Genomic DNA, 23,788 nt, shown 5'->3' with positions numbered 1-23,788 from the left:
ATATAAGGTACCTAACAATTGGATTTTTATATTTCTATATCTTATCTTCATTCGACTGTACCGGCCGTATCCTTCTATATCTCATCGGCATCCAGACCAAGGACGCAGCGCAGAACCATATTGGCTTCGTGTGCCGCACAGATGGTCACTCTCGGCGCCATCAGTCCTCTGCCCGGCATGGCGCCGCTGACGCCATCCCCGCAAATATAAAAATGATCATTGATCTTGCGCGTCTTGATTGTGTTAGATGAGCCATAGCCTGCCATTCCGGAACCGCAGATCAATGTCTTCTCCGGATAATAACATAGAATCTGTTCTGTCAGCATTGCTTTCACATCTGGCTTATCAAAGGCCTCACAGATGATGTCGTCATTTTTAAAAAAATCCCGGCAATTTTCTTCCGTAATACGCGCTGTGTCAATCTGTACCTCGATATACGGATTCATTCGCTGCAGTTCATCCTTTAAAGCTTCTGTCTTGTACATGCCCAGATGTTCCACCATATACTGCTGACGGTTCAGATTGCTCGGCTCCACAATGTCAAAATCAATCAGATGCAGATGACCGATACCGGTTCTTGCCAGCATGATTGCAATATTCGACCCCAGGCCACCAAGACCTGCGATTGCCACCCTTGCCTTCTTCGCCTTTTCATAGACATGGGGCGTATGTCTTGCACAGAGCATACTCTCCATCTCTTCACGATCCGGCATCTTGCCTTTCTGTATCCAATTGATGGTCATTCCGTCCTTCAAAGACAGATTCTCATCCGTCTGAAAGCCTTCAACAATCCATACACAATGTCTCTGAATATCCTCTGACAGGCCTTCCGAAGCATACGTCTGTCGCTTCAAATCTTCCATATCTGCCGCTTCTGTCTTCACAGATTGCCCGTTTAAAATAATCTCTGCCACATCAACCGCCTCCTACAAATCGGACAACCTCAACTGTATCGCCATCCTTCAAAATGGCTTCTTCCCATATACTTCTCGGAATAATTGCGCCATTGCACTCAACCGCAGTCATCTTGTCCGGGTACCCGTGTTCCTTTAAAAAAGCTGCAACCGTTGTACCCTCTGCAATTTCCAGCATTTCACCATTGACCTTAATCACTACGAACCCCTCCCCTCGTCACAAACGTGCACCAATTTTGACGTTCTCAGTATTTGCTAAGGTTCCATGCAAGCATGAACTTTGGCTCATTACCCGCGTAAAAAAAGCCGCACAAAGAACTACACCCGTGGTGGTGTACCCCTTCATGCGGCTAAACATCAAAATTCATAACCATTCACATAACAGTCATAAACCAAATGAACTTTTGCACTCTGACTTAATTATAACGTTTTTTAACCATCTGTCAACCCCAAAATTTACTATACAAAATCCCGAAACTGTAGCCTATTTTCTCATTTCATTTTGATAAAAATATTGCTTCGCGTTATAATACTCTCTGAATAAATAACTTTTTTATATTTGATGAAAATAAATTACATGCGAAATTCTCACCTTATGTACCGCTGCCAAGAAGTGACAACGCGAGTGTGCCTGCTTATGAACGAATAATTTTATATATTTCATAAAGCCTAAATGGATTTCGCAAGATTTTAGGAGATTTTTTATGTACCAGATTATTACAGACGGTTCGTGGGATATGGGCAGTGAACGTGCCACCAGATTCGGCGTGGATGTTGTGCCTTATTATGTGACCATGGACGGCGAACATTATTTAAAAGAGATCGAAGAACTGGATGTCCGTGATTTTTATCAGTTTATGGTGGATAATCCAAAGATTTTCCCAAAGACCTCGCTGCCGACAGTTCAGGATTATTATGATGTTTTTGAAAAATATGCCAAACAGGGCATTGATATCATCTGCTTTACCTTAAGTGCCAAATTCAGTGGTTCCTATAATTCCGCCCGCAATGCAGGCAACATGATTCAGGAAAATTATCCGGGTATCCGTGTAACAATCATGGATACAACCCTTGCCACCCTGATGCAGGGTCTGATGATTCAGGAAATCGTACGTTTCCAACGCTCCGGTGCCGATTATGATGCCCTGATCAAACGCGCCGATGAAATCAAAGACACATGCCGTATTTTCTTTACTGTTGAAAATATGGATTACCTTGTTCACGGCGGACGTGTCGGCAAGTTGGCAGGCATCTCCGCCAATATTCTGAATCTACGTCCAATGATCCTTATGACCCAAGGCGAACTCTTTCCATCCGGCCTTGCCAGAGGCCGTGTTCAGTCCCGCAAAAAGGCCATGGAGAAGTTATTTGCTCACATCGAAGAAAACGGTAATGATCCGGACCGTTATATTTATATGGTTGGTTACGGCTACAACATCAAAGAAGGCGAAGATCTCCGCAAAGATGTGATTGAACACATGAAGAAGAAATGGCCGGGCTTTGAACCAACGGTCGAAATCGGACAGATTGGTGCCACCATCGGCGTGCATACAGGCCCTCATCCGATTGGTTTTGGACTGTGCGAGAAATCCTGCTAGCCAAACGCCTCTCACTTCAAGTTCCATCAACAAACTTTTAAATGATTTTAAAATTACTGAAATAGATACGCTTTATCCATTGAGAAATCGTTGGATTTATGCTAAACTTTTTATAACTAACGTTTTAAATTGATAAAAATCATTTAGGAGGTCCGGATATGGCACACGTTAAAATTCAGTATGATGTAATGGATGCATTCTGTATGGATGTTTTCCAGAGATTCGGTTTCACAAAAGAAGAAAGCCGTATTATTTCCGATGTTTTATTACTCTCAGATGTTTACGGGATTGAATCCCATGGCGCGCAACGACTTGTCCGCTACCACAAAGGTATTGCCAGCGGCATGATCAAAGTTCACGCCAAACCTGAAATCGTTTTTGAAACACCTGTTTCAGCCGTCGTAGACGGTCATGATGGTATGGGACAGTTGATTGGTCATTTTGCCATGGATCTGGCTATTAAGAAAGCCAAAGAGATCGGTATGGCTATTGTCACCGTCAGAGATTCCAACCACTTCGGTATCGCCGGTTATTATGCCAAGATGGCCTGCGATCAGGGGCTCATTGGTATGGCCTTTACAAACTCAGAAGCCATCGTTGTTCCGACATTCGGCAAGAAAGCCATGCTGGGCACAAACCCAATTGCTATTTCCATGCCGGCTGAACCATATCCGTTCTTCTTCGATGCATCTACAAGTGTCGTCACCCGCGGTAAGTTCGAGATGTACCGAAAAGCCGAGAAGCCAATTCCTGACTGCTGGGGTCTGGATGCCAACGGCCATCCTTGCACAAACGCTGCAGAAGTTCTTACCAACATCGACAAGAAAGCCGGCGGCGGTATTATGCCTCTGGGCGGCGCAGAAGAACTGACAGGCAGCCACAAAGGTTATGGTTATGCCATGCTCTGCGAAATCTTCTGCTCCATCCTTTCTATGGGGCTGACATCCAACCACAGTATCCAGAACGGCAAGGGCGGCACATGCCATGGTTTTATTGCCATTGATCCTGCTGCATTCGGAGATGCCGAAGCCATCAAACAGCACCTGTCCGATTTCCTGACAGAACTGCGCGAATCTCCAAAGGCAGACGGCAAAGAACGCATCTATACCCATGGTGAAAAGGAAATCCTTGCGACAGCAGACCGTATGAAGAATGGTCTGGATGTTGACGTCAAGACACTGGCTGAGATGAAGGATCTGAGCGAATATGTCGGTGCCGATTTTAACAGCTACTTCGGAGATATTTATAACGGATAAGCCTCTTCTCATCCGTTTTATCCGATCAGAAGACTGAACCAAACAGATGACTGTATAAAAGCAAGATAGTATCAAAAATCTTTTAGTTGTACTAAATATTTTTTAGATATTATCTTGCTTTTTGTCTGTTTTATGGTATGATGAATATATAAATTTTAGTAATTGTTCAAAGCCATTTTATCAATGTGCTGCAATCAGCGTTATGAACATATGAGCAATTACGTGAGATATTATTTTTACATGATTTCAAGGAGGCTTTTTATTATGAAAGAAGTAATTCACACATCTAATGCACCAGCAGCGATCGGACCATATTCACAGGCTATCAAGGCAGGCGGCGCTATCTACGTTTCCGGTCAGCTCCCGGTTGATCCTGCTACAGGCGCTTTCGCAGGCGATACAATCCAGGAACAGACACGTCAGTCTCTGACAAACATCAAGAACATCCTTGCTGAAGCAGGTACAGATCTTGATCATGTTGTTCGTGTTGATGTTTTCATGAAAGATATGAACATGTTTGCTGACATGAACGCTGTATACGCAGAATTCTTCACAGAGAAATGCCCTGCAAGAGCTGCTGTAGAAGTTGCAAGACTTCCTAAGGATGCCCTTGTTGAAATCGGCGCAATTGCTGTTGTTGACTAATTGACGACCAACTATAAAAGAAATACCTCCGGAAACGGGCTCAGCGCCCACTGTTTCCGGAGGTATTTCTTTTATAGTTGGTCTGTGCCATGGCCGTATCAAAAGCAGCCGTCATCGCACAGATTTCTTAATTTTCTTTTCAACCACATTGCTTAGCTGAGCAGTGCTCTGTCGTTGGCGAATTCTTCGCCGCTGGCTTTTTCGAACTGATGCAGCAGATCTTCGACGGTGAGTTTCTTTTTCTCTTCGCCTTTGATGTCCAGGATGATCTTGCCGTCCATAAGCATGATCAAACGATTGCCGTGAGCGATGGCGTCTTTCATGTTATGGGTGATCATGATGGTTGTCAGATGATCCCTGTTAACGATCATATCCGTTGTCTCAAGGACTTTGGCTGCTGTCTTCGGATCAAGGGCTGCTGTATGTTCATCCAGAAGCAAAAGCTTCGGTTTTTTCAATGTTGCCATCAAAAGAGTCAGTGCCTGTCTCTGACCACCGGATAACAACCCCACCTTTGATGTCAGACGATTCTCAAGTCCAAGGCCAAGGATCTTCAGCAGTTCTTTGTATTCTTCACGCTCTTTCTTGGTAATTCCAATCTTCAGCGTTCTTGACTGACCGCGGCGCTGTGCCAATGCCAGGTTCTCTTCAATACCCATGGTAGCTGCCGTACCGGTCATCGGATCCTGGAAAACTCTTCCCAGATATTTGGCTCTCTTGTGTTCGGAAAGTTTTGTCACGTCCACACCATCAATAATGATCTGCCCTTCATCCACCGGCCATACACCTGCGATGGCATTGAGCATGGTGGATTTGCCGGCGCCATTGCCGCCGATGACTGTTACGAAATCACCGTCTTCAAGATTCAGGGAAAGGCCATTAAGGGCTCTCTTCTCATTCACTGTGCCGGCGTTAAATGTCTTATAAATATTCTTAATCTCAAGCATCTGCGCTGCCTCCTCTTCTTACCGGTTTTGCAAAATATCTGCTCTTCCAATACGGGATTGCAAGGAAAATTGCAACAACAATTGCGGAGAACATCTTCAAAAGGTCTGTATCAACACCAAGCCAGATAACAACCTGAAGAACCAGATAGTAGATAACAGCACCAAAACCGACGCTTAACAGTGTCAGGGCAAAGTTGCGGAAAATACGTCCGAAAATCGCTTCGCCGATAATAACGGCCGCCAGACCGATAACGATAGCACCACGTCCCATATTGATATCCGCAAATCCCTGATACTGAGCCAGCAGGGCGCTGGAAAGTGCTACAAGGCCATTGGAGATCATCAGGCCAAGTACTTTATTAAAATTCGTATTGATTCCCTGAGCCCGTGCCATATTGCTGTTGCAGCCTGTTGCACGAATTGAACATCCAAGCTCTGTACCGAAGAACCAGTAGAGAATGGCAATCAGTACAACAATCATAATCGCAACGATCACAATGGTATTCTTAAAAATCGGAACACCTTTGATGTAGCGAAGAGAAACAAGCAAATTGTACTTATCCACATTCAGTGCCTGGTTGGACTTGCCCATGATCTTCAGGTTCACTGACCAAAGTGCCAGCTGGGTCAGAATACCGGAAAGAATTGCCGGAATTCCCATAAAGGTATGGAAAAAGCCTGTTGCAAGACCTGCCAGCATACCTGCGATAAATGCCGCCAGCATCGCTACCCATACGTTGTGTCCATTCATCATCATCATAATGCAGACAGCACCGCCTGTACACATAGTGCCATCTACCGTCAAATCGGCAATATCCAGTGTTCTGAAAGTAATATAAACACCGATTGCCATAATTCCCCAGATCAGTCCCTGGGCAGCTGCACCCGGCAGTGCGCTGATCAATGCCATTATATTCATGGCTGATTCCTCCTTGCTGTTTATCTAGTTGACTGTATCCATGCTCACAATGATACCAGATCATACCGCATGCATAACACACAAGATGGGGCCGCCGCAGAATATACCGCCCGAAAGCTTCTTATATACTGTGCGCAGCCCCTATTTATCTTGTTATATTCCTATGTATGATTATTCCTCAAGTGCTACATAATCATCAGGTACTGTAATACCATATGCTTCGCAGCGGCTTGCAACGTATTCTTTTGTAAATGTTGGTGCATATTCAATTGGCATTGTAGAGATATCTTCACCCTGAAGAACCTTAGCTGCCATCTTACCTGTTGCTACACCAAGATCATAGTAGCTGATAGAAAGTGTTGCAACACCACATCCTTTGCAGATACCCTCTTCACCTGCAACAATCGGAACGCCTGCCGGTGTACAGATGTTGTTGACGATCTCTGTATTGTTGGCAACTGTGTTGTCTGTTGGTACATAAATCACATCACTGTCATTGGCAGCGGATGTACATACAGATGAAAGATCGTTAGAATCTGAGAATGCATAGTATTCACATGTATAACCAAGTTTCTCAAGATATCCCTTGATTGTATCAACCTGGAACTTAGAGTTAGCTTCTGCTGAGCAATATAACAGACCAATCTTCTTGGCATCAGGGAATAACTCATGAAGCATATCAGCCTGACCATCTAATGGCGCAAGGTCTGCTGTACCGGAAATATTGCCGCCGACTGTACCGTCAAAGTTATCAATATCAAGGGCTACGCCGTAATCTGTAACAGATGTACCGAGGATCGGGATAGTGTCTGTTCCGGCTGCTGCGGCCTGAAGAGCTGCTGTTGCATTCGCCAAAATTAAATCATCATTGTTTGAAACAAAGCCATTGATAATCGTTGCACATGTTGCAGAATCACCCTGAGCATTCTGTTCATCAAATTTCACATTGTCACCAAATACCTCTGTCAATGCATCTTCAAAACCTTTTGTTGCTGCATCCAGTGCATCATGCTGAATCAACTGGCAGATACCGATGTTATACACCTTGCCGTCTGTTGAAACCTCACTGGCCGCCTCAGAACCGCTCTCTGCTGTGGATTCTGCTGCTGTTTCAGAAGCGCCTGTCTCAGGTGCCTTTGTCTCTGTGGATGAGCTGCCGCATGCAGCCAGGCTGCCTGCCATAACTAAAGATAATGCTACTGCCAGCACTTTCTTCATCTTTTTCATAATGATATACCTCCTCAAATTGTACACATTGTCCGTATTATTGAATTATTTCGATCAAATTTATACAGACTTCATGCATACATTATAGTACTTTAAAGTTCAAAAATCAACCCTATTAATGCTTTAAAGTGAAAAATTCAAGAGATATCAGATATATTGCTGTCTTGCAACATCAATAATCCCCCGGGTTGTGAGCCGCAATTTCGGAATCACCGGCAATGACATAAAAGACAGGGTCATAAACGGATCAATACCTTCCGATACCCCAAGCACAGCCGCCTGTTTCCTGGCATTCTCAAGGGCATCATTCACTTCCGTCAGCGATTTGTCGCTCATAAGCCCGGCAATTTTCAGAACAACTTCTCCCAGAATCTGACCATTCTTCACGACAGCGATCCCGCCGTTATTCTCAATAATCCGGTTAGCGGCAGCAGCCATATCCGCATCGTTGCTGCCTACAACAATAATATTATGGGAATCATGTGAAATCGATGTGGCCACAGCGCCTTTTTTCAGTCCATAGCCTTTCAGATAACCAATGCCGATATGGCCGGTATGACGATGCCGCTCAATGACAGCAATTTTCAGGATATCCTTCGATATGTCAACCGCCGACGCATAGCCGGCATCTGTTGTCACAATTTCTCCCGGCACCATGCCGATGACGCCCCTCGGCCGATGGTCCTCAAAACTATCCGACGTTAATCTGTCAAGATTAAATGTATGGTGTGCTTTATCCGAAAGCCATGCATCCACCTCCGGAACCGGAACATCTTCAAGCTGTCCGTCATGATACCACACATGTCCCTTAATCACTGTCATCTCCACATGCAGATCCTGAAGATTGTCAAACACAGCAAAATCCGCCTGATATCCCGGCACAATCGCACCTCGGCTCGCCAGATGAAAATATCTGGCCGGATGATGGGTAGCCGCCTTAATAGCAATGATCGGATCCACTTTATATTTTTGGACTGCCTCACGGATAATGGCATCCATATGTCCAACATGCAGCAGATCATTCGGATGCTTGTCATCTGTACAGAACATACAATGCTCATAGTACTGCGGCACCAGAAGTCCGGCAAGAGCTCTCAGATTTCTTGCTGCCGTTCCCTCACGGATCATGATATACTGCCCTCTGCTGAGTTTTTCCAGGGCTTCCTCCATGGATGAACATTCGTGATCCGAATAAACCCCGGAGGCCACATAAGCATTCAGTTCCTTGCCTGAAAGTCCCGGCGCATGACCATCGATCCTGCAATGATACTTGTGTGCAGCTGCGATTTTCTGAAGGACTTCTGTATCCCCCTGGATCACACCTGTATAGTTCATCATCTCCGCCAGTCCCTGAACTCTGTCATAATCATAAAAAGGATCGATAGCCTGATAATCCAGTCTTGCCCCAGATTCATCAAGGGGTGTTGCCGGAACACAGGACGGCAGCATAAACCGCACTTCAACCGGCAGGCCCTCCGTCGCCTGGATCATATAGTCAATACCGTCTGTTCCCAGAACATTGGCAATTTCATGTGGATCCGTGATCACCGTTGCAGTGCCATGAGGCAAAACAGCCTTGACAAACTCTGACGGAGCCACCAGACTGCTTTCCAGATGGATATGCGCATCAATCAACCCCGGTGCCACAATTTTGCCCTGCATATCAAGTTCCTCTACACCATCATAATGCCCAATTCCTGCAATGACACCGTTTTTGACTGCAATATCCCCCTGTGAAAGTTCATTGGTGAACACATTGACATAAACAGCATTTTTCAAGACAAGATCTGCTCTCTCCCGGCCCATAGCCACATTCATCAACTGCTGTTTAGCAGCTGCTTTTCTGTTGATCACACTGGTATAACTTTCCCTTGATGACATCCAAACACCCCCTGCAATTGATTGATCATGTATCGTGAATCGACACCAAAATCTTCCCTGACCAAAAATGTTTTAAAGCGCTTCTCCCAAAAACAGATAGTGCGGCATACTGTCTTGCTCCGGCACAGCAACGCTTCCGTGAATCAGCGGTCTCAGGTAACGCACCATCTCCTCTGTCACATCATTGCCCGCTTCATTGATCCACGCTGTCGGGATCTTCTTCTCTGCATTGGCAATCTGCTGCACATCTGCCCCATCATAAATAACCTGATACGGTTCATCAGAAATTCTGCAGACAATGGACATCTCACCGCTTTTGCCTTCCAGTGCCAGAGCAACCCCTTTTAACCCCAGCTGCCAGCTCTCCTCGATATCTGTGGCCGACGCCATGTGGGCAGCACATCTCTGCAGCACATTAATCTCTACTGAGCGGACTTTGCATCCGAATGTCTCTGCTACCAGTCCCTCAAGACATTTGCCGGTACCGCTTAATGTGGCATGACCAAAAGCATCCACCGCAGCTGTTTCTGCACTGATGTAATGCCCATCAGCATCCCGAAGTCCCTCTGAAACAGCAATAACGATATGCTCTCGCTGCTTAAACTGCGCTTTGATATCTTCTATAAACTGTTCCTTTGAAAAAGGATGCTCCGGCAGGTAGATCAGATGCGGTGCCCGGCTGTAACTGTTTCTTGCCAGCACACTGGCTGCCGTCAGCCATCCTGCATCTCTTCCCATAATCTCCGCAATGAGAACACTTTTTGTATTATAAATATAGGTATCATGGGCCATTTCAAGAACAGATGCTGCCACATAACGTGCGGCAGAACCAAATCCCGGCGTATGGTCAGTCACCACCAGATCATTATCAATGGTCTTCGGAATGCCGATAACTTTCACATCCATCTGGTGTTCCTTCACATACCGGCTCATCTTGCCTACCGTATCCATAGAATCATTACCTCCTATATAGAAGAAATAATGAATATGATATTTGCGGAAAATATTGATAATAATGTCATATTCACTTGAATCCTGATCGACATCTTTCAATTTTCTGCGGCAAGAACCAAGATACATGGCCGGTGTCAGCTTCAGCACATTCAGATTCTCTTCATTATGATCAAAAATATCAGTAAGATTCACAAGTCGTTCATCCATCAGCCCCTCGACACCATTTAATGCGCCATAAAGAACATCAATTTCATGACTCTCAAGACAGCCTTTGATCACACCTGCAAGACTGGCATTAATAGCCGTTGTCGGACCACCGGATTGGGCAACGATTGCATTTTTCATCATCTTCATTTTCTGTTCCTCCAAAAATAAATAGAATTTTTCTGTTTAAATCACAATAAATAACATGTTAATTTTTCTGTATCATAACATTTATCACCTGACCTTGTCAATTTTCTGACACCTCCCCCTAATTATTCTACAAAATCTGGTAAATTTTATGTAGATTTAATTTGACTTCCTGCTATAAACAGGTATAATAGGTATGATAACTAAATTTAATTTTTAATATATATTGAGGAGGGACTTTATGCCACGTCATTTATTAAACCCAATGGACTTTTCTGTGGAAGAATTGGATCAGTTAATGGACTTAGCCGCAGATATTGAACACAATCCTGCCAAATATGCCCATGCCTGTGAAGGAAAGACTCTTGCTACTTGTTTCTATGAACCAAGTACACGTACACGACTGAGCTTTGAAGGTGCCATGTATCACTTGGGCGGTCATGTTCTGGGATTTTCTTCCGCTGCTTCCAGCTCTGCTTCAAAGGGTGAAAGTGTTTCTGATACAATCCGTATGATCGGCTGCTACGCAGATATCTGTGCAATGCGTCATCCAAAAGAAGGTGCTCCAATGGTTGCATCCATGAAAGCCAAGATTCCTGTGATCAATGCCGGTGACGGCGGTCATCAGCATCCGACTCAGACAATGACAGACCTTCTGACGATTCGTTCCTTAAAAGGTCATCTGAATAATCTGACAATTGGTCTCTGCGGTGACCTGAAGTTTGGTCGTACAGTTCATTCCTTAATCGAAGCCTTATCCCGCTATGAAGGCATTCGTTTTCTCCTCATTTCCCCTCCAGAACTGCGTGTACCTGAATACATCCTTGAGATGCTGAAGCAGAAGAATATTCCGTATACAGAAGTTCAGAGTCTTGATGATGCCATTAGCGAACTGGATATTCTCTACATGACACGTGTTCAGCGTGAACGCTTCTTCAATGAAGATGATTATATCCGTATGAAAGACTGCTATATCCTTGATAAAGCCAAAATGGCCCTTGCTAAGGAAGACATGCTGGTTCTTCATCCACTGCCTCGTGTCAATGAGATTTCTGTTGAAGTGGATGACGATCCGAGAGCAGCTTACTTCAAACAGGCTCAGTACGGTATGTACATCCGTATGGCACTCATCCTGACATTACTTGAAATCAAAGTGGAGGTATAATTATATGTTAAATATCAGTGGATTAGACAACGGTATCGTTTTAGACCATATTCCTGCCGGTATGAGCATGGAAATCTACAAGTATCTGAATCTCGGCAAACTGGACAGCCAGGTTGCGATTATCAAGAATGCCAGCAGCAAAAAAATGGGCAAGAAAGATATCATCAAGATTGCAGGCGGCCTTGACAGTATCGATCTCGATGTCATCGGTTTCCTGAATCACAAGATTACCGTGAACATCATCACCAACGGCAAGATTTCCGAGAAGAAGACGCTTCATCTGCCAAAGAAACTGACAAATGTTATTCACTGCAAAAACCCAAGATGTATTACATCCATCGAACAGGAACTGCCGAATGTTTTCCTTCTGACAGATCCAGAAACAGCCACTTACAGATGTAAGTACTGTGAAGAAAAATATACAAAATAATCGCACATAAACATAAAAGGACACACTGTATCGATTCATCATCGTTTTGGACAGTGTGTCCTTTATCTTTCTGCTTATCCGATCTTTGTATCATCCGGTCACTCTCTCTATCAGCATTCCAATATACGCATCTTATGTTTGCGCTGTGTCTAATTCATCTTTTCTAAACAGCAAACCCTCTCGATACACAATTCTGCCCTGAGCCATCAGATCGATATAGCGTGTCCAAGCACTGTGAGCAATAATCACCATGCTTAACCCTTCCCGCTGATTAATATGTAGTGTTTTCATATATTTCGCCAGCACTTTCTCTCTGGTCATCGGTCTCGTCAGAACTTCCAGCGCTATTCTGGACAACTGGTGTTCTTTGGCAATATTGTCTGTGACAATTTTGTCCATGGAGGCTTTCTTCTCAACGGACTGATGGGCAATCACATAGATCTCATAATTCAATGACCTTACCTTCTCCATAGAAGCCAGAGACTTCTGTACATTTGCCATATAAGGAAGCTTCGAAACGTTCAAAACATCCTCTGAGACAATGGCATCACCAAGACAGCAGATACCATCCGGTGTTACAACCCCCACATGGCCCACTGAATGACCTTCCAGCGAAATCAATTCAAAGATCTCTCCATCAATCATAATTTCCGGCCGCTTCATGTCTACACCTATGATATGAAGTTTCTCCGGATAATACACAGCCTGCGCCTCTTTCGCATGGGCAGCCGTATCAAATCCCATTGAGCGCATCATATCTTCAGGCGATGCAATCGCATCGGCTTCATCCTTTGATGTATAAAAAAGAATATCCGGGAACTTTTCCAACAGTAATAAATCATTCGCCACATGGTCAATATGTACATGGGTATGAATAACGGCCCGAACACGCCAGTGCCGCTCATCCAACAGCTCCATTAAACGTTTTGATTGAATTGGTCCCGAATCAATCAGGACCAATTCATTCTCTGTCAAAAAATATCCCGGAACAAAGGCATTGCCGATGGATACATATCCTGTTTTTTCCGTCAGTTCATGCCATTTCATCTTATAATGTTGCATCCATAACTGCTTTGATCGTATGCATACGATTCTCAGCCTCATCAAAAACAACAGACTGTGCAGACTCGAAGACTTCATCTGTCACTTCCATCTCACTGATACCAAACTTCTCACCGATCTCCTTGCCGATAGTTGTCTTAAGATCATGGAACGCCGGCAGGCAATGCATGAAGATGGCTTTCTCTCCTGCATTCTCCATTACTTTCTTATTCACCTGATATGGAGATAATTCTTTGATACGTTTTGCCCAGACTTCATCCGGTTCACCCATAGATACCCAGACATCTGTATAGATAACATCTGCACCCTTTGTACCTGCTTCTACATCCTCTGTCAGTGTAATACTGCCGCCTGTCTCCTTGGCAATCGCTTCACACTGTGCCACAATATCAGCATCCGGGAAGTATTCCTTGCATGTACATGCTGTAAAATGCATACCCATTTTCGCACAAACTACCATCAGGGAATTGCCCATGTTGTAACGGGCATCGCCCATGTATGTCATCTTGATACCTTTCAGGTATCCGAACTTCTCACGAATTGTCATAATATCAGCCAGCACCTGTGTCGGATGGAACTGATTGGTCAGACCGTTCCAGACCGGTACACCGGCATACTTCGCCAAATCATCCACGATGGACTGGTCAAAACCACGGTACTCAATACCATCATAAATACGTCCAAGTACACGTGCTGTGTCGGCAATGCTTTCCTTCTTGCCAATCTGTGAAGCGGACGGATCAAGGAAAGTGGTATGCATACCAAGATCATTGGCAGCCACTTCAAAAGAACATCTTGTTCTTGTACTGTTCTTCTCAAAAATCAGAGCAATATTCTTTCCAGGGTGATTCAAAGTCGGAATTCCCTGTTTCTTCTTTGCCTTCAATTCATCTGCATGATCAACTAAATATAAAATCTCTTCCGGTGTAAAATCAAGTAACTTTAATAAATGACGTCCTTTTAAATCCATAACAATACCTCTTTATCTTTCTAGTATAACTTCTTAGTTTTAACTTATCGCATTTTATCTGATCAGCTAAGCCATCCTATTAACAAAGAACGGCTCAAAATCGAAACTGTGTATAAGTATACACTCATTTTTTGAATTATGCAAGTGTTATTCATTGATTTTGTAAAATTATACATATTTTAATTGATTTAGGCATGTTTTATGCAATACATATGCATAATTAATCGTTTCTATCCGGGCTATTCGCTGTCCATGTCCTTCAATCTTCATTTTTCTGTGCCATCAAAACCATTTTCTCAAAGGACTGTGCAAACCGCTCATCATCCTCTGGTGTTATCTTCCTTGGTCCTTTCATGTGGCTCTTATGCGTACTTCTTCTGGCTTTTTTGTTCAAATGGCGTTCCATCAACATCTGATCAATGTTGTCATTGGTGTACCATTTACCGGATTGATGAATGGCATACGCTCCTTTTCCCAATGCCATTGCTGCCACACCATAATCCTGAGATACAACAATATCTCCCTTTCGGCAGATACTGATCAGCTTATAATCCACCGCATCCGCTCCGGCTCCGACAACAATAACTTTGCTGTAACCAGATGATAATACGTGATTCGTATCACACAGCAATGTTACCGGCACTGCATGCATTTTTGCAACTTTCTCTACAATAGCAACCACCGGGCATGCATCCGCATCAACAAATATCTGCATTACTTTTTTGCCCCTTTTCCTCTAAATTAACATTTTATGAAAATAAACTCAGCTGCTCATATTCGGCCTGTCTCTTCAGCATCACCGGTTCCTGACGCAGAATGACCTGCATCTTTTCATTATCAAACCAATCTTCCAGCTGTTCTTTCTCCAAAATCAACGGCATTCGATCATGGACTTTGAGCATTGATTCATTCGCCGCAGTGGTCAGAATCACAAATCTCCGCTCATTGTCAAACCAGTCACAGAAACCGGCTAAATATAGTACCGACGCATCTGATCTGGTAAATGTGTTCTTTTCTCTTAAACGATTCCATTCATAGAATCCACTGGCCGGAATCACAATCCGATGATACCAAATACCATTACTGAAAGAGGGCTTGTCCAGAACTGTTTCTGCTCTTGCATTAATGACCAGATTTTTTCCCTTTTGCAGGGGGAATCCCCATTTACAAAGTGACAGCTGCAAGCCATGCTCAGTTTTCTCTATAATCGGTGCTGTGTTTGTTGGCAAGATATCGCCTTGAAACTGTTCTTTACAGATTTTCCAGTCTATGTCAAAACTATGTACCACATTACCAATTTCATCCAGCCAATTAGTATCAATATAATATCTGCCGCACATATTGGTTACTTCCTTATCTAAATCTAATTATTCTGCACATTCATCCAGCCAATTCTTTCCGCTATATTCCTCAATCTGCTTTACAATTCTATTGAGAAATTGATCTAACAATTTACTCACTTCCCTCTTAACCTAAAATTCATATCCATTATACGTTCTGCTTCATCTATTTTTGTCAGTTATTTAATTTATATTATAAGCAAGCCAGAGAATGAAGTCAATTTATTTCACCCAAGCCTGACTCATCCCCTCAAATATTTCAAATTCTGAACAACGTCCTTAGTTTATCCACCAAAATCCGTAATACATTTAAAATTCTTTTCTCTTCCTGTATTGTTTTCTCCTCAACCACTTCCGACTCTATCTATACAATATTTTCTTTCTCAGCCAAATCTGCTGCTTTCAGTTTCCGATAATAAACATAAAACATCGATGCCGTTGTGCACACGGCAATGGTATCAGCAATCGGTTTTGCCAGGTAAACGCCCATGACAACCAAAAATCACCTTCAAACTATGACTCCATTATAGTCTGAAGGTGATTCTGTTAAAAGTAATTATCTAATTTATCAGTCACTCATAAATTACATAGCGGCTTATATCTTCTTACACGCTGGAATCAGCATCCCGCCCACTGCATTTCCAAGGCTGATCACAACCACGCACAGAAATGCTCTTGTGGACCACATCTGCGCCACTGACACATAGAACATATCCGCAATGCAATGCTCGAATCCGCAAAGAATGAATCCTGCCACACAAACGAACAAAATCAATGGATTTTTTGTCTGTTTATAGCCTTCCACTGCAATGTACATCAGTGCACCGCAGAAAATACCAAGGATAAACAGACTGATGAGACTGTCATCCACTTTGATCTGACACATACTCTGAGCCTTTTCGGAAATGCCGTTAATCCTACTGCCAAGCACCCCCATGGCCGCCAGCCATGCACCGGCCAGATTACCCACCCAGATAATGACCAGATCAATGATATAGGATTTTGGCTGTTCCACCGCATAGCCGACTTTACCCGTGAACAGGTTCAGACCATGCACACAGATAGAATACAGCCCCGCCGTAAACATCAACGCCCCCACAATCTTATTTTCCAAAGATAAAAACACAATACCGCCTATTCCGATGGCAGCACCCGCCAGCACAGCCAGGGCAAATAATCTCACATACTTTCTCATACTCTGTACCTCCAAATTCTCATTGAATTTCTGTAATGCTCCGGTGTCAACCAAATTCAACTGAAATCGTCAACTGCCCCAGGACTTCATGCCACTCCGCCTACAAGCACGGACTTTAGCTCGTTGCTCGCGTAAAAAAAGCCGGCCGCTGAGCATCACTGCCCAGACGGTCGGCATTCAAATCCATTCATACTTCCTGTGGTCAATTCCACTTCCGTCAGTCGTATAAACTGACTTTATCATACTGAAACTTCACCCGGTTGTCAAGTCATTTTCTGCTTTTTACGCATAACGGACATTGATGTTTAATTACATTGACATGGCAGTTCCGTAAATTCAGCATTCTTTCGAAATTTCCAGCCATAGTCCAATTAATCATCCGTATAACAATTAAACCAGCAGGCCTTTCAGCACTTTCACACAGCCCTCTATTCCCAATTTTCCGGAATTCAGCACGATATCATAATTGCGGTAATCATCCCATCGCTTCATGGTATTGGCTCTGTAATAGTTGGCTCTCTTTTTGTCATATTTCTTGCGGAGAAACTCCATCCGATTTGGAGAAATCTGGTAATCCTCCTGGATTCTCTTCTGCTTGAAAGCATCATCCGCATGAATGAATACTTTCACCACACCTTTGCGGTCTTTTAAAGCTTCACTGGCACAGTGTCCCATAAATACTGCAGAACCATTCTGTGCCAGACTTTGAATAGCAGCCTGCTCTGCCAGATAAACCTTGCCTTCATCCGAAAGCATGTTCATATCCCCTGACTGGGCTTTGCTCATTACAAACACCGTATAGAGAAAGCTGTTGGTCACGCCCTCCTCATACTGTTCAATCTGTTCCACGGAAATATCATATTTCCTGGCAACACACTCAAGAATTTCTCTGCCGTAACATGGCATTTTGCATTCTTTTGCCAGCAACTCACCAATTCTGGTGCCGCCGCTGCCAAATTCTCTTTCTATTGTTATATACTGGTACTTCATCCGACTCGCCTTCCTTCTTATGCTGCCTTATGACGCCTGATCAAACTGGCTGTTGTACAGATCCGCATAGAAACCGCCTTTTGCCAGCAGTTCCTCATGATTGCCGCTTTCGATAATATCGCCGTCCTTCAGTACAAGGATCAGGTCGGCATTTTTAATCGTGGACAAACGATGAGCAATCACGAAAGATGTACGATTCTGCATCAACGCATCCATGGCTTTCTGAATCTGAAGCTCAGTTCTTGTATCCACGGAACTTGTGGCTTCATCAAGAATCAGCATTGGTTTATCCGCAATCATGGCTCTGGCGATGGTCAGCTGCTGTTTCTGCCCCTGTGACAGACTCACCTGATCATTAAGGATCGTATCATAGCCATGCGGCAGTGTTCGGATAAAGTGATCCAGGCCTACGGCTTTACATGCTGCCTCTATCTTCTCTTCTGAAACATTCTCTGTATTGTACACCAGGTTTTCTCTGACTGTGCCCTCAAAAAGCCATGTATCCTGAAGCACCATACAGAACTGGGAACGTACTTCTTCACGCTTCATATCCCGGGTGGAAATACCGTCGATCTTGATATCGCCGCTCTGGATCTCATGGAAACGCATCAGCAGATTCACCAGTGTCGTCTTGCCGGCACCTGTCGGACCGACAATCGCGATCTTCTGTCCCGGTTTTGCCTTGGCTGAAAAATCATGAATAATGATCTTGTCTGTGTCTTCATAGCCGAATTTGACATGCTCAAAATCCACATAACCTTCTGCTTTGCCAAGCTTCTCTGTTTTATCGCTTTCATCGGACATTTCCTCTGCCCCAAGGAAAGCAAATACACGCTCACCGGCTGCTGCCGCAGACTGCAGGGACTGAGTTGCCTGTGCGATCTGCGCAAGGGGCTGGGTAAACAAACGGATATACATCATAAATGCAACAATGACTTCAAATCCGATATAGCCTTTCATTGTCAGCACAGCACCCATCACACAGACAGCCACATAACCAAAATTGCCGATAAAGGCCATCAAAGGCTGCATCAGACCGGAAAGGCTCTGTGCCTTAAAAGCGCTGTCTCTCAGGTTATTATTCAGTTCATCAAATACTTTTTTGGCATTTTTTTCACCGTTATAGGCTTTGACAACTGTATGTCCGGAATAAATCTCTTCAATATGACCATTTAATGCACCGAGATTTGCCTGCTGCCTTGAGAAATATTTCTGTGAATGACTTGTGATCAGTGACATCAGTCCGAAACCGATCATAGTTGCGATCACTGCTGTCAGCGTCATGATCACATTGGTCTTAAACATCATGATTAAAGACCCAAAGAACAAGGCTACCGCTGACACCAGGTTGCCGATACTCTGGTTCATAGACTGAGAAATCATATCCACATCATTGGTGACTCTTGAAAGCACATCACCTGTAGATGTCTTATTGTAATAGGCCATCGGCAGACGATTGATCTTGACCGAAATATCGCTTCGCAGCTGCTTTGTCACATTTTGTGTGACCGTGGCCATAATGAACTGCTGTCCAAAAGACAAAATCGCACTGCCCACATAAAAAGCCACCAATGTCAGACCGATGGACTTGACACGTTCCATATCAATACCTGTCGCTATGCCCTCTGTAATCACCTTTGTCAAATCTGACAATTTATCCGGACCGAGGATTGTCAGAATCGTACCGGCCACGGCACAGATCAGAGCAACAACGATCACTGCCAGATAACGTTTGCAATAACGGATGATCTTCATCCATGTTCCTTTAAAATCTTTTGATTTCTCTGCAGGACGTCTGCCCATGCCAGGGCCCCGCATCCCACCTCTGTTATTTCTATTTTCCATTATGCCAGTTCCTCCTTTGAAAGCTGAGAGAAAGCAATCTGACGATAAACTTCACAATTCTTCATCAGTTCATCATGGGTACCCATTCCTGCGATCCTGCCTTCATCCAGAACAATGATCTTGTCTGCATCGCGGATAGTGCCGATTCTCTGTGCAACGATCAATCGGGTTGTATCACCGCACTTTTCATCCAGTGCCTTTCTTAAAATTCGGTCGGTCTTATAATCCAGTGCCGAGAAGGAATCATCGAAGATCATAATCTCCGGATGACGGCAAATAGCTCTGGCAATAGAAAGACGCTGTTTCTGACCGCCGGAGAGATTCGAACCGCCCTGGGCTACAAAACCATCATAGGTATCCGGCAGTTTCTCTACAAATTCATCCGCCTGAGCTGTATGGACAGCATCGATAATGTCTTCTCTGTCCTCAGGCTTGCCGCCGTTTTCACCATAAGCCACATTGCCTGCAACCGTGCCGGAGAAGAGAATCGCCTTCTGGGATACATAACCGATTCTGTTTCTCAATGCTTCCTGGGTATATTCTTTCACATTCATGCCGTCAACCAGCACTTCACCTTCCGTTGCATCATAAAATCTCGGAATCAGGTTGATAACCGTACTCTTACCACAGCCGGTAGAACCGATGAAAGCCACCGTATCTCCCTTATGAGCTGTAAATGTAATGTCTTCCAGCACATTCTTCTCTGCATCCGGATATTTGAAGCTGACATGACGAAACTCTACTTCACCGGTCATACCCGCCTTGGCTTCTGTCTTCGCACCATCCTCAATGGCCGGTTCTGTATCCAGTACCTCATTGATACGCTTTGCAGCAACGGATGCACGGGGTACCAGCACAAAGATCATAACCAGCATCATGAAAGCCATCACAACCTGCATCGCATACTGTGAAAAGACAATCATATCCGAGAATAATGTCAGCTTATCCTGCATACCCGCATCATTGATCAGATAAGCACCTACCCAGTAAACCGCCAGTGTCAGACCATTCATGACAAGCATGATACCCGGCATCAGAATCGTCATGGTTCTGTTGGCAAAAAGCTGTGTACGCTTCAGTTCATCATTGGCCTTTTCAAACTTGGTCTCCTGATAATTCTCCGCATTATAGGCACGGACAACACGAAGCCCTGTCAGATTCTCACGCGTCACCCGGTTGATGTTATCTGTTAGAATCTGCAGCTTTCTGAACTTCGGCATTGCCACCATAACACAGGTTCCGACAATGCACAGCAGTATAATAACTGCGATGCCTGTTGTCGCCGTCCACTGCCAGCTCTTTCCGGCAATCTTACAGATGGCCCACACAGCTGTCACTGGTGCCTTCAGAAAAACTTCCAATCCCAACACCAATACCATCTGAACCTGGGTAATATCATTGGTTGAACGTGTGATCAGACTGGATGTTGAAAAACGTCCGATCTCTTCCATTGAAAATGACTGCACTCTGTTAAATACCTGTCCTCGCAGGTTGGCTGAAAAATTTGCTGAAATCTTTGCCGCGCAGACAGCAATACAGGCTGCCGTCAAAAGTGAGCCCACCGCACAGAGCAGCATCTTGCCTCCCGCTGCAAGTATATCTGCCATGGCACTTCCCTCTGTCTGAACAAGCACTGTCATGTCGGACATATAATCCGGCATGGTCAGGTTCAGATAAACCTGTGCCAGAATCAAAAGAAAGGCAAGTCCAGCCAGTGCCATATCTTTCTTTGTCAATTTCTTTAATAATTTGATCATTACTGCACTTCTCCTTTGATGTCATTGCATATTTCTATTAAAACGTATTCATTATCAGCACTCATCTAACCAGAGTGCCAGATTTAAATGAATAAAAATACTTCAGTGCTGCTGAAGTATTTTATCACCATAAACTGTTTGATATTAAACCGTTTATTTTTAAACTATTATAGTACGAATAAAGAATATGTCAAGGCTTTTTATATTTTTTTTAGATTTTTTCTTTTCCGGATTATACAGATGCCTCATCAATCATTCTCTCCATATTCGCCATTGCATGCTTTAATACTTTATTGAAAATCGCTCTATCCTCTGCCTGAATACCGGACATGATCTGCTGATGCATATCATCCCATATAGCATTGATGCGCCTCACCAGCTCTTTTGCCTCCTCTGACAATATATAATGCATATAACGCCTGTCCTTCTTATCTGGCATGCTCTCCAGATAATGCATGGTACACAGATGTTCCAGGGTCTTTGAAATCTGCCCTTTATTCAAATCAAGATAACGATGAATATCTGCTGCCGTATTCCGCTCACCGGACATAGCCAGAAAACGCAGAATCTCGATTTCCACCCGCTTCACATCATATTCCCGAATGATGCCGTCCATCTTCTTGTTCATTAGCTGTTTGAACTGTCTGCCGCGGCGCATCATGTTTAACTGTTCTTCCATAATACTTCCCCTCTGTCTGATTTTCACTGATTTAAAATACACTCATCGTCTGATCTGTATTAAAAGGCAGTGAGTATTTATGATCTGTTATATTATACACCGTTTCCGATGGTTTTTTCAAACTTTTGTCGGGAGAATTTTTAATCTGACAGATACACTGTGACAATATCTTTGTCAACCTGCGCCCCAATGACATCATAAACCGGCTGTGCAGCCTGTTAATTGTTCAATACAGCCTGTTGATTCGCTGTGAAGCAGACTTACAGACTCTTGTGAAGCAGATTTAATACAGTATTCAGGTCGTTCACACCCATCTGTCCCGGAGCAGAGGCTTTGCCTGCTGCACCAAATGTCAGTGCAGAACCGAATACTTCACCGCAAAGACGGCTGATCACACCTGTACCTGCCATAGACATCGTAATGATCGGTCTGTCCGCATACAGTCTGTTCATCTCTTCTGTTGCAGAAAGCAGTGTCAGTACATCCAGTTTGCTCTGAGGCATCACCGCAATCTTTGGAATGTCTGCGCCAAGATCCTGCATTTTGCGAAGACGGCCAACGATATCATCCTTATCCGGTGTCTTGTCAAAATCATGGTTGGAAGCAACAACTTTGACGCCGCAGGCATGGGCTGCTTCAATAATCTCTTTCACCACTTCATCCCCTGTAAAGGCTTCCACATCCACCAGGTCCACATTGCCTGTCGCTGCGATTTCCTTGTTCAGTTTTGCATAATCTGCTGCTTCAATGGCCTTTTCGCCGCCCTCTTTGGATGTACGGAAAGTAAAAAGAATCGGTGTATCTGTTAAAACCTGGCGAAGGTCTGTCAGCACATCCTTCACTTTTTCAATATCAAAAACATTTTCAAACCAGTCTACACGCCACTCAACAACATCTACCGGAATATTTTCAAATGTTTTAGCTTCATTGATAATGTCTTCTTTTGTCACACCGACGATTGGCACACAGATTTTCGGAATACCTTCGCCGATTTTAATATTTCTAACTTCTACTGCTTTCATACTCTCAGACTCCTCTTTTTTATTGTTCTGTCTTCGCTAAAAGACTTCCGTATCTCACATTGACAAAAACTGCCAGCAGCACGCCGATAACGGTAATAACAATGTTCATCATGATCACCTGCATGGATGATATTTTCGCTGCCGCACTTAAAATTGTATAGTTGCACAGACTGGATGCGATCATGACCAGACTGGTAATGATCCCCTTGATATTCGGGAACAGATCATTCACTGTTGCTGTTGCCATCTGAAGGACACCGCCTGCAGTTGCATAACCGATCACAAATGCTCCCACGAAGCAGATCATCGGTGTTTTCACCAGGTAAACCAGAACCAACATGACAACGGAAATCGCCGGGTAGATCACCAGGAAACGGACCTGTTTGAACTCCGCCAAGGACTGCTGCCACATAGGCCACCTGAATATTCGGTGAAAATGCGATGCCTATAAAAAAGATAACATAGGATGCTGCACCAATCAACACTGAAATTCTTCTTCCCAGCTTATCAGACAAAGGACTCAATTGCAAAGTTAAATTCCACCCCTCTGTGGAATTTAATCCTGCAAATCACCCTGCTTTCAAATGTGGAATTTAATTCTTCCTATTTTTACTTTATAATTCTTTATATAAACATGGCTC

24 protein-coding genes and 1 riboswitch are annotated in these 23,788 nt (G+C 44.0%); of the genes, 5 read left to right on the top strand and 19 right to left on the bottom strand.

Going from position 1 to position 23,788, the window contains the following annotated elements; translation table 11 throughout:
* Nucleotides 1-74: 74 nt before the first annotated feature.
* Together thiF and thiS are read right to left on the bottom strand one after the other, a co-directional pair.
* The gene (gene thiF, locus NBH03_RS12535) at nt 75-914 is read right to left on the bottom strand and encodes a thiamine biosynthesis protein ThiF (protein WP_250799784.1); all 840 of its coding nucleotides are present in this window, start codon (nt 912-914) and stop codon (nt 75-77) included.
* A gap of 1 nt (nt 915) precedes the next feature.
* A complete protein-coding gene (gene thiS / locus NBH03_RS12530; protein ID WP_250799783.1) occupies nt 916-1,113 on the bottom strand; it encodes a sulfur carrier protein ThiS in 198 nt (65 codons plus the stop codon).
* A 505-nt stretch (nt 1,114-1,618) separates the two neighbouring features.
* On the opposite strand from thiS, the gene NBH03_RS12525 reads away from it, so the two are divergent.
* The 3 genes from NBH03_RS12525 (at nt 1,619) to NBH03_RS12515 (ending at nt 4,413) form a co-directional block, all read left to right on the top strand.
* The gene (locus tag NBH03_RS12525; protein WP_015515076.1) at nt 1,619-2,512 is read left to right on the top strand and encodes a DegV family protein; all 894 of its coding nucleotides are present in this window, start codon (nt 1,619-1,621) and stop codon (nt 2,510-2,512) included.
* A 158-nt stretch (nt 2,513-2,670) separates the two neighbouring features.
* Nucleotides 2,671-3,768, top strand: coding sequence for an Ldh family oxidoreductase (locus tag NBH03_RS12520; protein WP_015515075.1), 1,098 nt, complete (start codon nt 2,671-2,673; stop codon nt 3,766-3,768).
* A gap of 264 nt (nt 3,769-4,032) precedes the next feature.
* Nucleotides 4,033-4,413, top strand: coding sequence for a RidA family protein (locus NBH03_RS12515; protein ID WP_015515074.1), 381 nt, complete (start codon nt 4,033-4,035; stop codon nt 4,411-4,413).
* 152 nt (nt 4,414-4,565) lie between these two features.
* On the opposite strand, the gene NBH03_RS12510 is transcribed toward NBH03_RS12515, so the two are convergent.
* From NBH03_RS12510 to NBH03_RS12490, 5 genes are all read right to left on the bottom strand, one after another.
* Complete coding sequence (locus NBH03_RS12510; RefSeq protein WP_015515073.1) at nt 4,566-5,360, bottom strand: ABC transporter ATP-binding protein; 795 nt, start codon at nt 5,358-5,360, stop codon at nt 4,566-4,568.
* Complete coding sequence (locus NBH03_RS12505; protein WP_015515072.1) at nt 5,353-6,279, bottom strand: ABC transporter permease; 927 nt, start codon at nt 6,277-6,279, stop codon at nt 5,353-5,355. Before NBH03_RS12505 ends, NBH03_RS12510 begins: the two co-directional genes overlap by 8 nt.
* Nucleotides 6,280-6,450: 171 nt before the next feature.
* The gene (locus NBH03_RS12500) at nt 6,451-7,506 is read right to left on the bottom strand and encodes an ABC transporter substrate-binding protein (protein WP_250799782.1); all 1,056 of its coding nucleotides are present in this window, start codon (nt 7,504-7,506) and stop codon (nt 6,451-6,453) included.
* Nucleotides 7,507-7,653: 147 nt separating this feature from the next.
* On the bottom strand, nt 7,654-9,387 hold the full coding sequence (gene ade / locus NBH03_RS12495; protein WP_250799781.1) for an adenine deaminase: 1,734 nt from the start codon (nt 9,385-9,387) through the stop codon (nt 7,654-7,656).
* A 72-nt stretch (nt 9,388-9,459) separates the two neighbouring features.
* Nucleotides 9,460-10,689, bottom strand: a complete 1,230-nt coding sequence (locus NBH03_RS12490; protein ID WP_250799801.1) for a 6-phosphofructokinase — start codon at nt 10,687-10,689, stop codon at nt 9,460-9,462.
* 244 nt (nt 10,690-10,933) lie between these two features.
* On the opposite strand from NBH03_RS12490, the gene pyrB reads away from it, so the two are divergent.
* On the top strand, nt 10,934-11,857 hold the full coding sequence (gene pyrB / locus NBH03_RS12485) for an aspartate carbamoyltransferase (protein ID WP_215690880.1): 924 nt from the start codon (nt 10,934-10,936) through the stop codon (nt 11,855-11,857).
* Between the two features lie 4 nt (nt 11,858-11,861).
* Nucleotides 11,862-12,287 carry an aspartate carbamoyltransferase regulatory subunit gene (locus tag NBH03_RS12480; protein ID WP_015515068.1) on the top strand — a complete coding sequence of 142 codons (426 nt, stop codon included), beginning with the start codon at nt 11,862-11,864 and terminating at the stop codon, nt 12,285-12,287.
* A gap of 132 nt (nt 12,288-12,419) precedes the next feature.
* Here the strand turns inward: NBH03_RS12480 and NBH03_RS12475 are convergent, their stop codons facing one another.
* The 12 genes from NBH03_RS12475 to NBH03_RS12425 form a co-directional block, all read right to left on the bottom strand.
* A complete protein-coding gene (locus NBH03_RS12475) occupies nt 12,420-13,349 on the bottom strand; it encodes an MBL fold metallo-hydrolase (RefSeq protein ID WP_250799780.1) in 930 nt (309 codons plus the stop codon).
* The gene (gene argF, locus NBH03_RS12470; RefSeq protein WP_015515066.1) at nt 13,336-14,319 is read right to left on the bottom strand and encodes an ornithine carbamoyltransferase; all 984 of its coding nucleotides are present in this window, start codon (nt 14,317-14,319) and stop codon (nt 13,336-13,338) included. Before argF ends, NBH03_RS12475 begins: the two co-directional genes overlap by 14 nt.
* 259 nt (nt 14,320-14,578) lie before the next feature.
* Entirely contained in the window at nt 14,579-15,034 is a 456-nt protein-coding gene (locus tag NBH03_RS12465; RefSeq protein WP_250799779.1) for a YaiI/YqxD family protein, read from the bottom strand.
* A gap of 34 nt (nt 15,035-15,068) precedes the next feature.
* Nucleotides 15,069-15,659, bottom strand: a complete 591-nt coding sequence (locus NBH03_RS12460) for an SOS response-associated peptidase (RefSeq protein WP_250799778.1) — start codon at nt 15,657-15,659, stop codon at nt 15,069-15,071.
* Between the two features lie 364 nt (nt 15,660-16,023).
* A complete protein-coding gene (locus NBH03_RS15905) occupies nt 16,024-16,149 on the bottom strand; it encodes a hypothetical protein (protein ID WP_256167847.1) in 126 nt (41 codons plus the stop codon).
* 105 nt (nt 16,150-16,254) lie between these two features.
* The gene (locus NBH03_RS12455; RefSeq protein ID WP_503587312.1) at nt 16,255-16,908 is read right to left on the bottom strand and encodes a formate/nitrite transporter family protein; all 654 of its coding nucleotides are present in this window, start codon (nt 16,906-16,908) and stop codon (nt 16,255-16,257) included.
* A gap of 99 nt (nt 16,909-17,007) precedes the next feature.
* Nucleotides 17,008-17,089, bottom strand: a riboswitch (ZMP/ZTP riboswitch).
* 155 nt (nt 17,090-17,244) lie between these two features.
* A complete protein-coding gene (locus tag NBH03_RS12450; RefSeq protein WP_250799776.1) occupies nt 17,245-17,844 on the bottom strand; it encodes a cytidylate kinase-like family protein in 600 nt (199 codons plus the stop codon).
* A gap of 27 nt (nt 17,845-17,871) precedes the next feature.
* The gene (locus NBH03_RS12445) at nt 17,872-19,689 is read right to left on the bottom strand and encodes an ABC transporter ATP-binding protein (RefSeq protein ID WP_250799775.1); all 1,818 of its coding nucleotides are present in this window, start codon (nt 19,687-19,689) and stop codon (nt 17,872-17,874) included.
* Nucleotides 19,689-21,446, bottom strand: coding sequence for an ABC transporter ATP-binding protein (locus NBH03_RS12440; protein WP_250799774.1), 1,758 nt, complete (start codon nt 21,444-21,446; stop codon nt 19,689-19,691). Before NBH03_RS12440 ends, NBH03_RS12445 begins: the two co-directional genes overlap by 1 nt.
* A 232-nt stretch (nt 21,447-21,678) precedes the next feature.
* Nucleotides 21,679-22,125, bottom strand: coding sequence for a helix-turn-helix domain-containing protein (locus tag NBH03_RS12435; protein ID WP_215632183.1), 447 nt, complete (start codon nt 22,123-22,125; stop codon nt 21,679-21,681).
* Between the two features lie 260 nt (nt 22,126-22,385).
* Nucleotides 22,386-23,147 (bottom strand): type I 3-dehydroquinate dehydratase, encoded by a 762-nt coding sequence (gene aroD / locus NBH03_RS12430; protein ID WP_250799773.1) that lies wholly within the window; start codon nt 23,145-23,147, stop codon nt 22,386-22,388.
* A gap of 19 nt (nt 23,148-23,166) precedes the next feature.
* Nucleotides 23,167-23,559, bottom strand: coding sequence for an MFS transporter (locus NBH03_RS12425; protein ID WP_250799772.1), 393 nt, complete (start codon nt 23,557-23,559; stop codon nt 23,167-23,169).
* Nucleotides 23,560-23,788: the final 229 nt, after the last annotated feature.

It is taken from the genome of Coprococcus intestinalis (genome assembly GCF_023656595.1).
Classification (GTDB): Bacteria; Bacillota; Clostridia; order Lachnospirales; family Lachnospiraceae; genus Coprococcus_A; species Coprococcus_A intestinihominis.
Note: the sequence above shows the minus strand (reverse complement) of the source record. Positions and strands in the feature narration are given on the sequence as shown.

Excerpts from the sequence above, each read along its gene's own strand:
- NBH03_RS12465 (WP_250799779.1), bottom strand. The coding sequence starts at position 15,034 with ATGCAGATATTTGTTGATGCGGATGCATGCCCGGTGGTTGCTATTGTA.
- NBH03_RS12445 (WP_250799775.1), bottom strand. The coding sequence starts at position 19,689 with ATGGAAAATAGAAATAACAGAGGTGGGATGCGGGGCCCTGGCATGGGC.
- NBH03_RS12505 (WP_015515072.1), bottom strand. The coding sequence starts at position 6,279 with ATGAATATAATGGCATTGATCAGCGCACTGCCGGGTGCAGCTGCCCAG.
- ade (WP_250799781.1), bottom strand. The coding sequence starts at position 9,387 with ATGTCATCAAGGGAAAGTTATACCAGTGTGATCAACAGAAAAGCAGCT.
- NBH03_RS12525 (WP_015515076.1), top strand. The coding sequence starts at position 1,619 with ATGTACCAGATTATTACAGACGGTTCGTGGGATATGGGCAGTGAACGT.
- NBH03_RS12475 (WP_250799780.1), bottom strand. The coding sequence starts at position 13,349 with ATGCAACATTATAAGATGAAATGGCATGAACTGACGGAAAAAACAGGA.
- NBH03_RS12510 (WP_015515073.1), bottom strand. The coding sequence starts at position 5,360 with ATGCTTGAGATTAAGAATATTTATAAGACATTTAACGCCGGCACAGTG.
- NBH03_RS12520 (WP_015515075.1), top strand. The coding sequence starts at position 2,671 with ATGGCACACGTTAAAATTCAGTATGATGTAATGGATGCATTCTGTATG.
- NBH03_RS12490 (WP_250799801.1), bottom strand. The coding sequence starts at position 10,689 with ATGATGAAAAATGCAATCGTTGCCCAATCCGGTGGTCCGACAACGGCT.
- aroD (WP_250799773.1), bottom strand. The coding sequence starts at position 23,147 with ATGAAAGCAGTAGAAGTTAGAAATATTAAAATCGGCGAAGGTATTCCG.
- NBH03_RS15905 (WP_256167847.1), bottom strand. The coding sequence starts at position 16,149 with ATGGGCGTTTACCTGGCAAAACCGATTGCTGATACCATTGCCGTGTGC.
- pyrB (WP_215690880.1), top strand. The coding sequence starts at position 10,934 with ATGCCACGTCATTTATTAAACCCAATGGACTTTTCTGTGGAAGAATTG.
- argF (WP_015515066.1), bottom strand. The coding sequence starts at position 14,319 with ATGGATTTAAAAGGACGTCATTTATTAAAGTTACTTGATTTTACACCG.
- NBH03_RS12460 (WP_250799778.1), bottom strand. The coding sequence starts at position 15,659 with ATGTGCGGCAGATATTATATTGATACTAATTGGCTGGATGAAATTGGT.
- NBH03_RS12450 (WP_250799776.1), bottom strand. The coding sequence starts at position 17,844 with ATGAAGTACCAGTATATAACAATAGAAAGAGAATTTGGCAGCGGCGGC.
- NBH03_RS12515 (WP_015515074.1), top strand. The coding sequence starts at position 4,033 with ATGAAAGAAGTAATTCACACATCTAATGCACCAGCAGCGATCGGACCA.
- NBH03_RS12435 (WP_215632183.1), bottom strand. The coding sequence starts at position 22,125 with ATGGAAGAACAGTTAAACATGATGCGCCGCGGCAGACAGTTCAAACAG.
- NBH03_RS12480 (WP_015515068.1), top strand. The coding sequence starts at position 11,862 with ATGTTAAATATCAGTGGATTAGACAACGGTATCGTTTTAGACCATATT.
- NBH03_RS12425 (WP_250799772.1), bottom strand. The coding sequence starts at position 23,559 with ATGTGGCAGCAGTCCTTGGCGGAGTTCAAACAGGTCCGTTTCCTGGTG.
- NBH03_RS12440 (WP_250799774.1), bottom strand. The coding sequence starts at position 21,446 with ATGATCAAATTATTAAAGAAATTGACAAAGAAAGATATGGCACTGGCT.
- NBH03_RS12500 (WP_250799782.1), bottom strand. The coding sequence starts at position 7,506 with ATGAAAAAGATGAAGAAAGTGCTGGCAGTAGCATTATCTTTAGTTATG.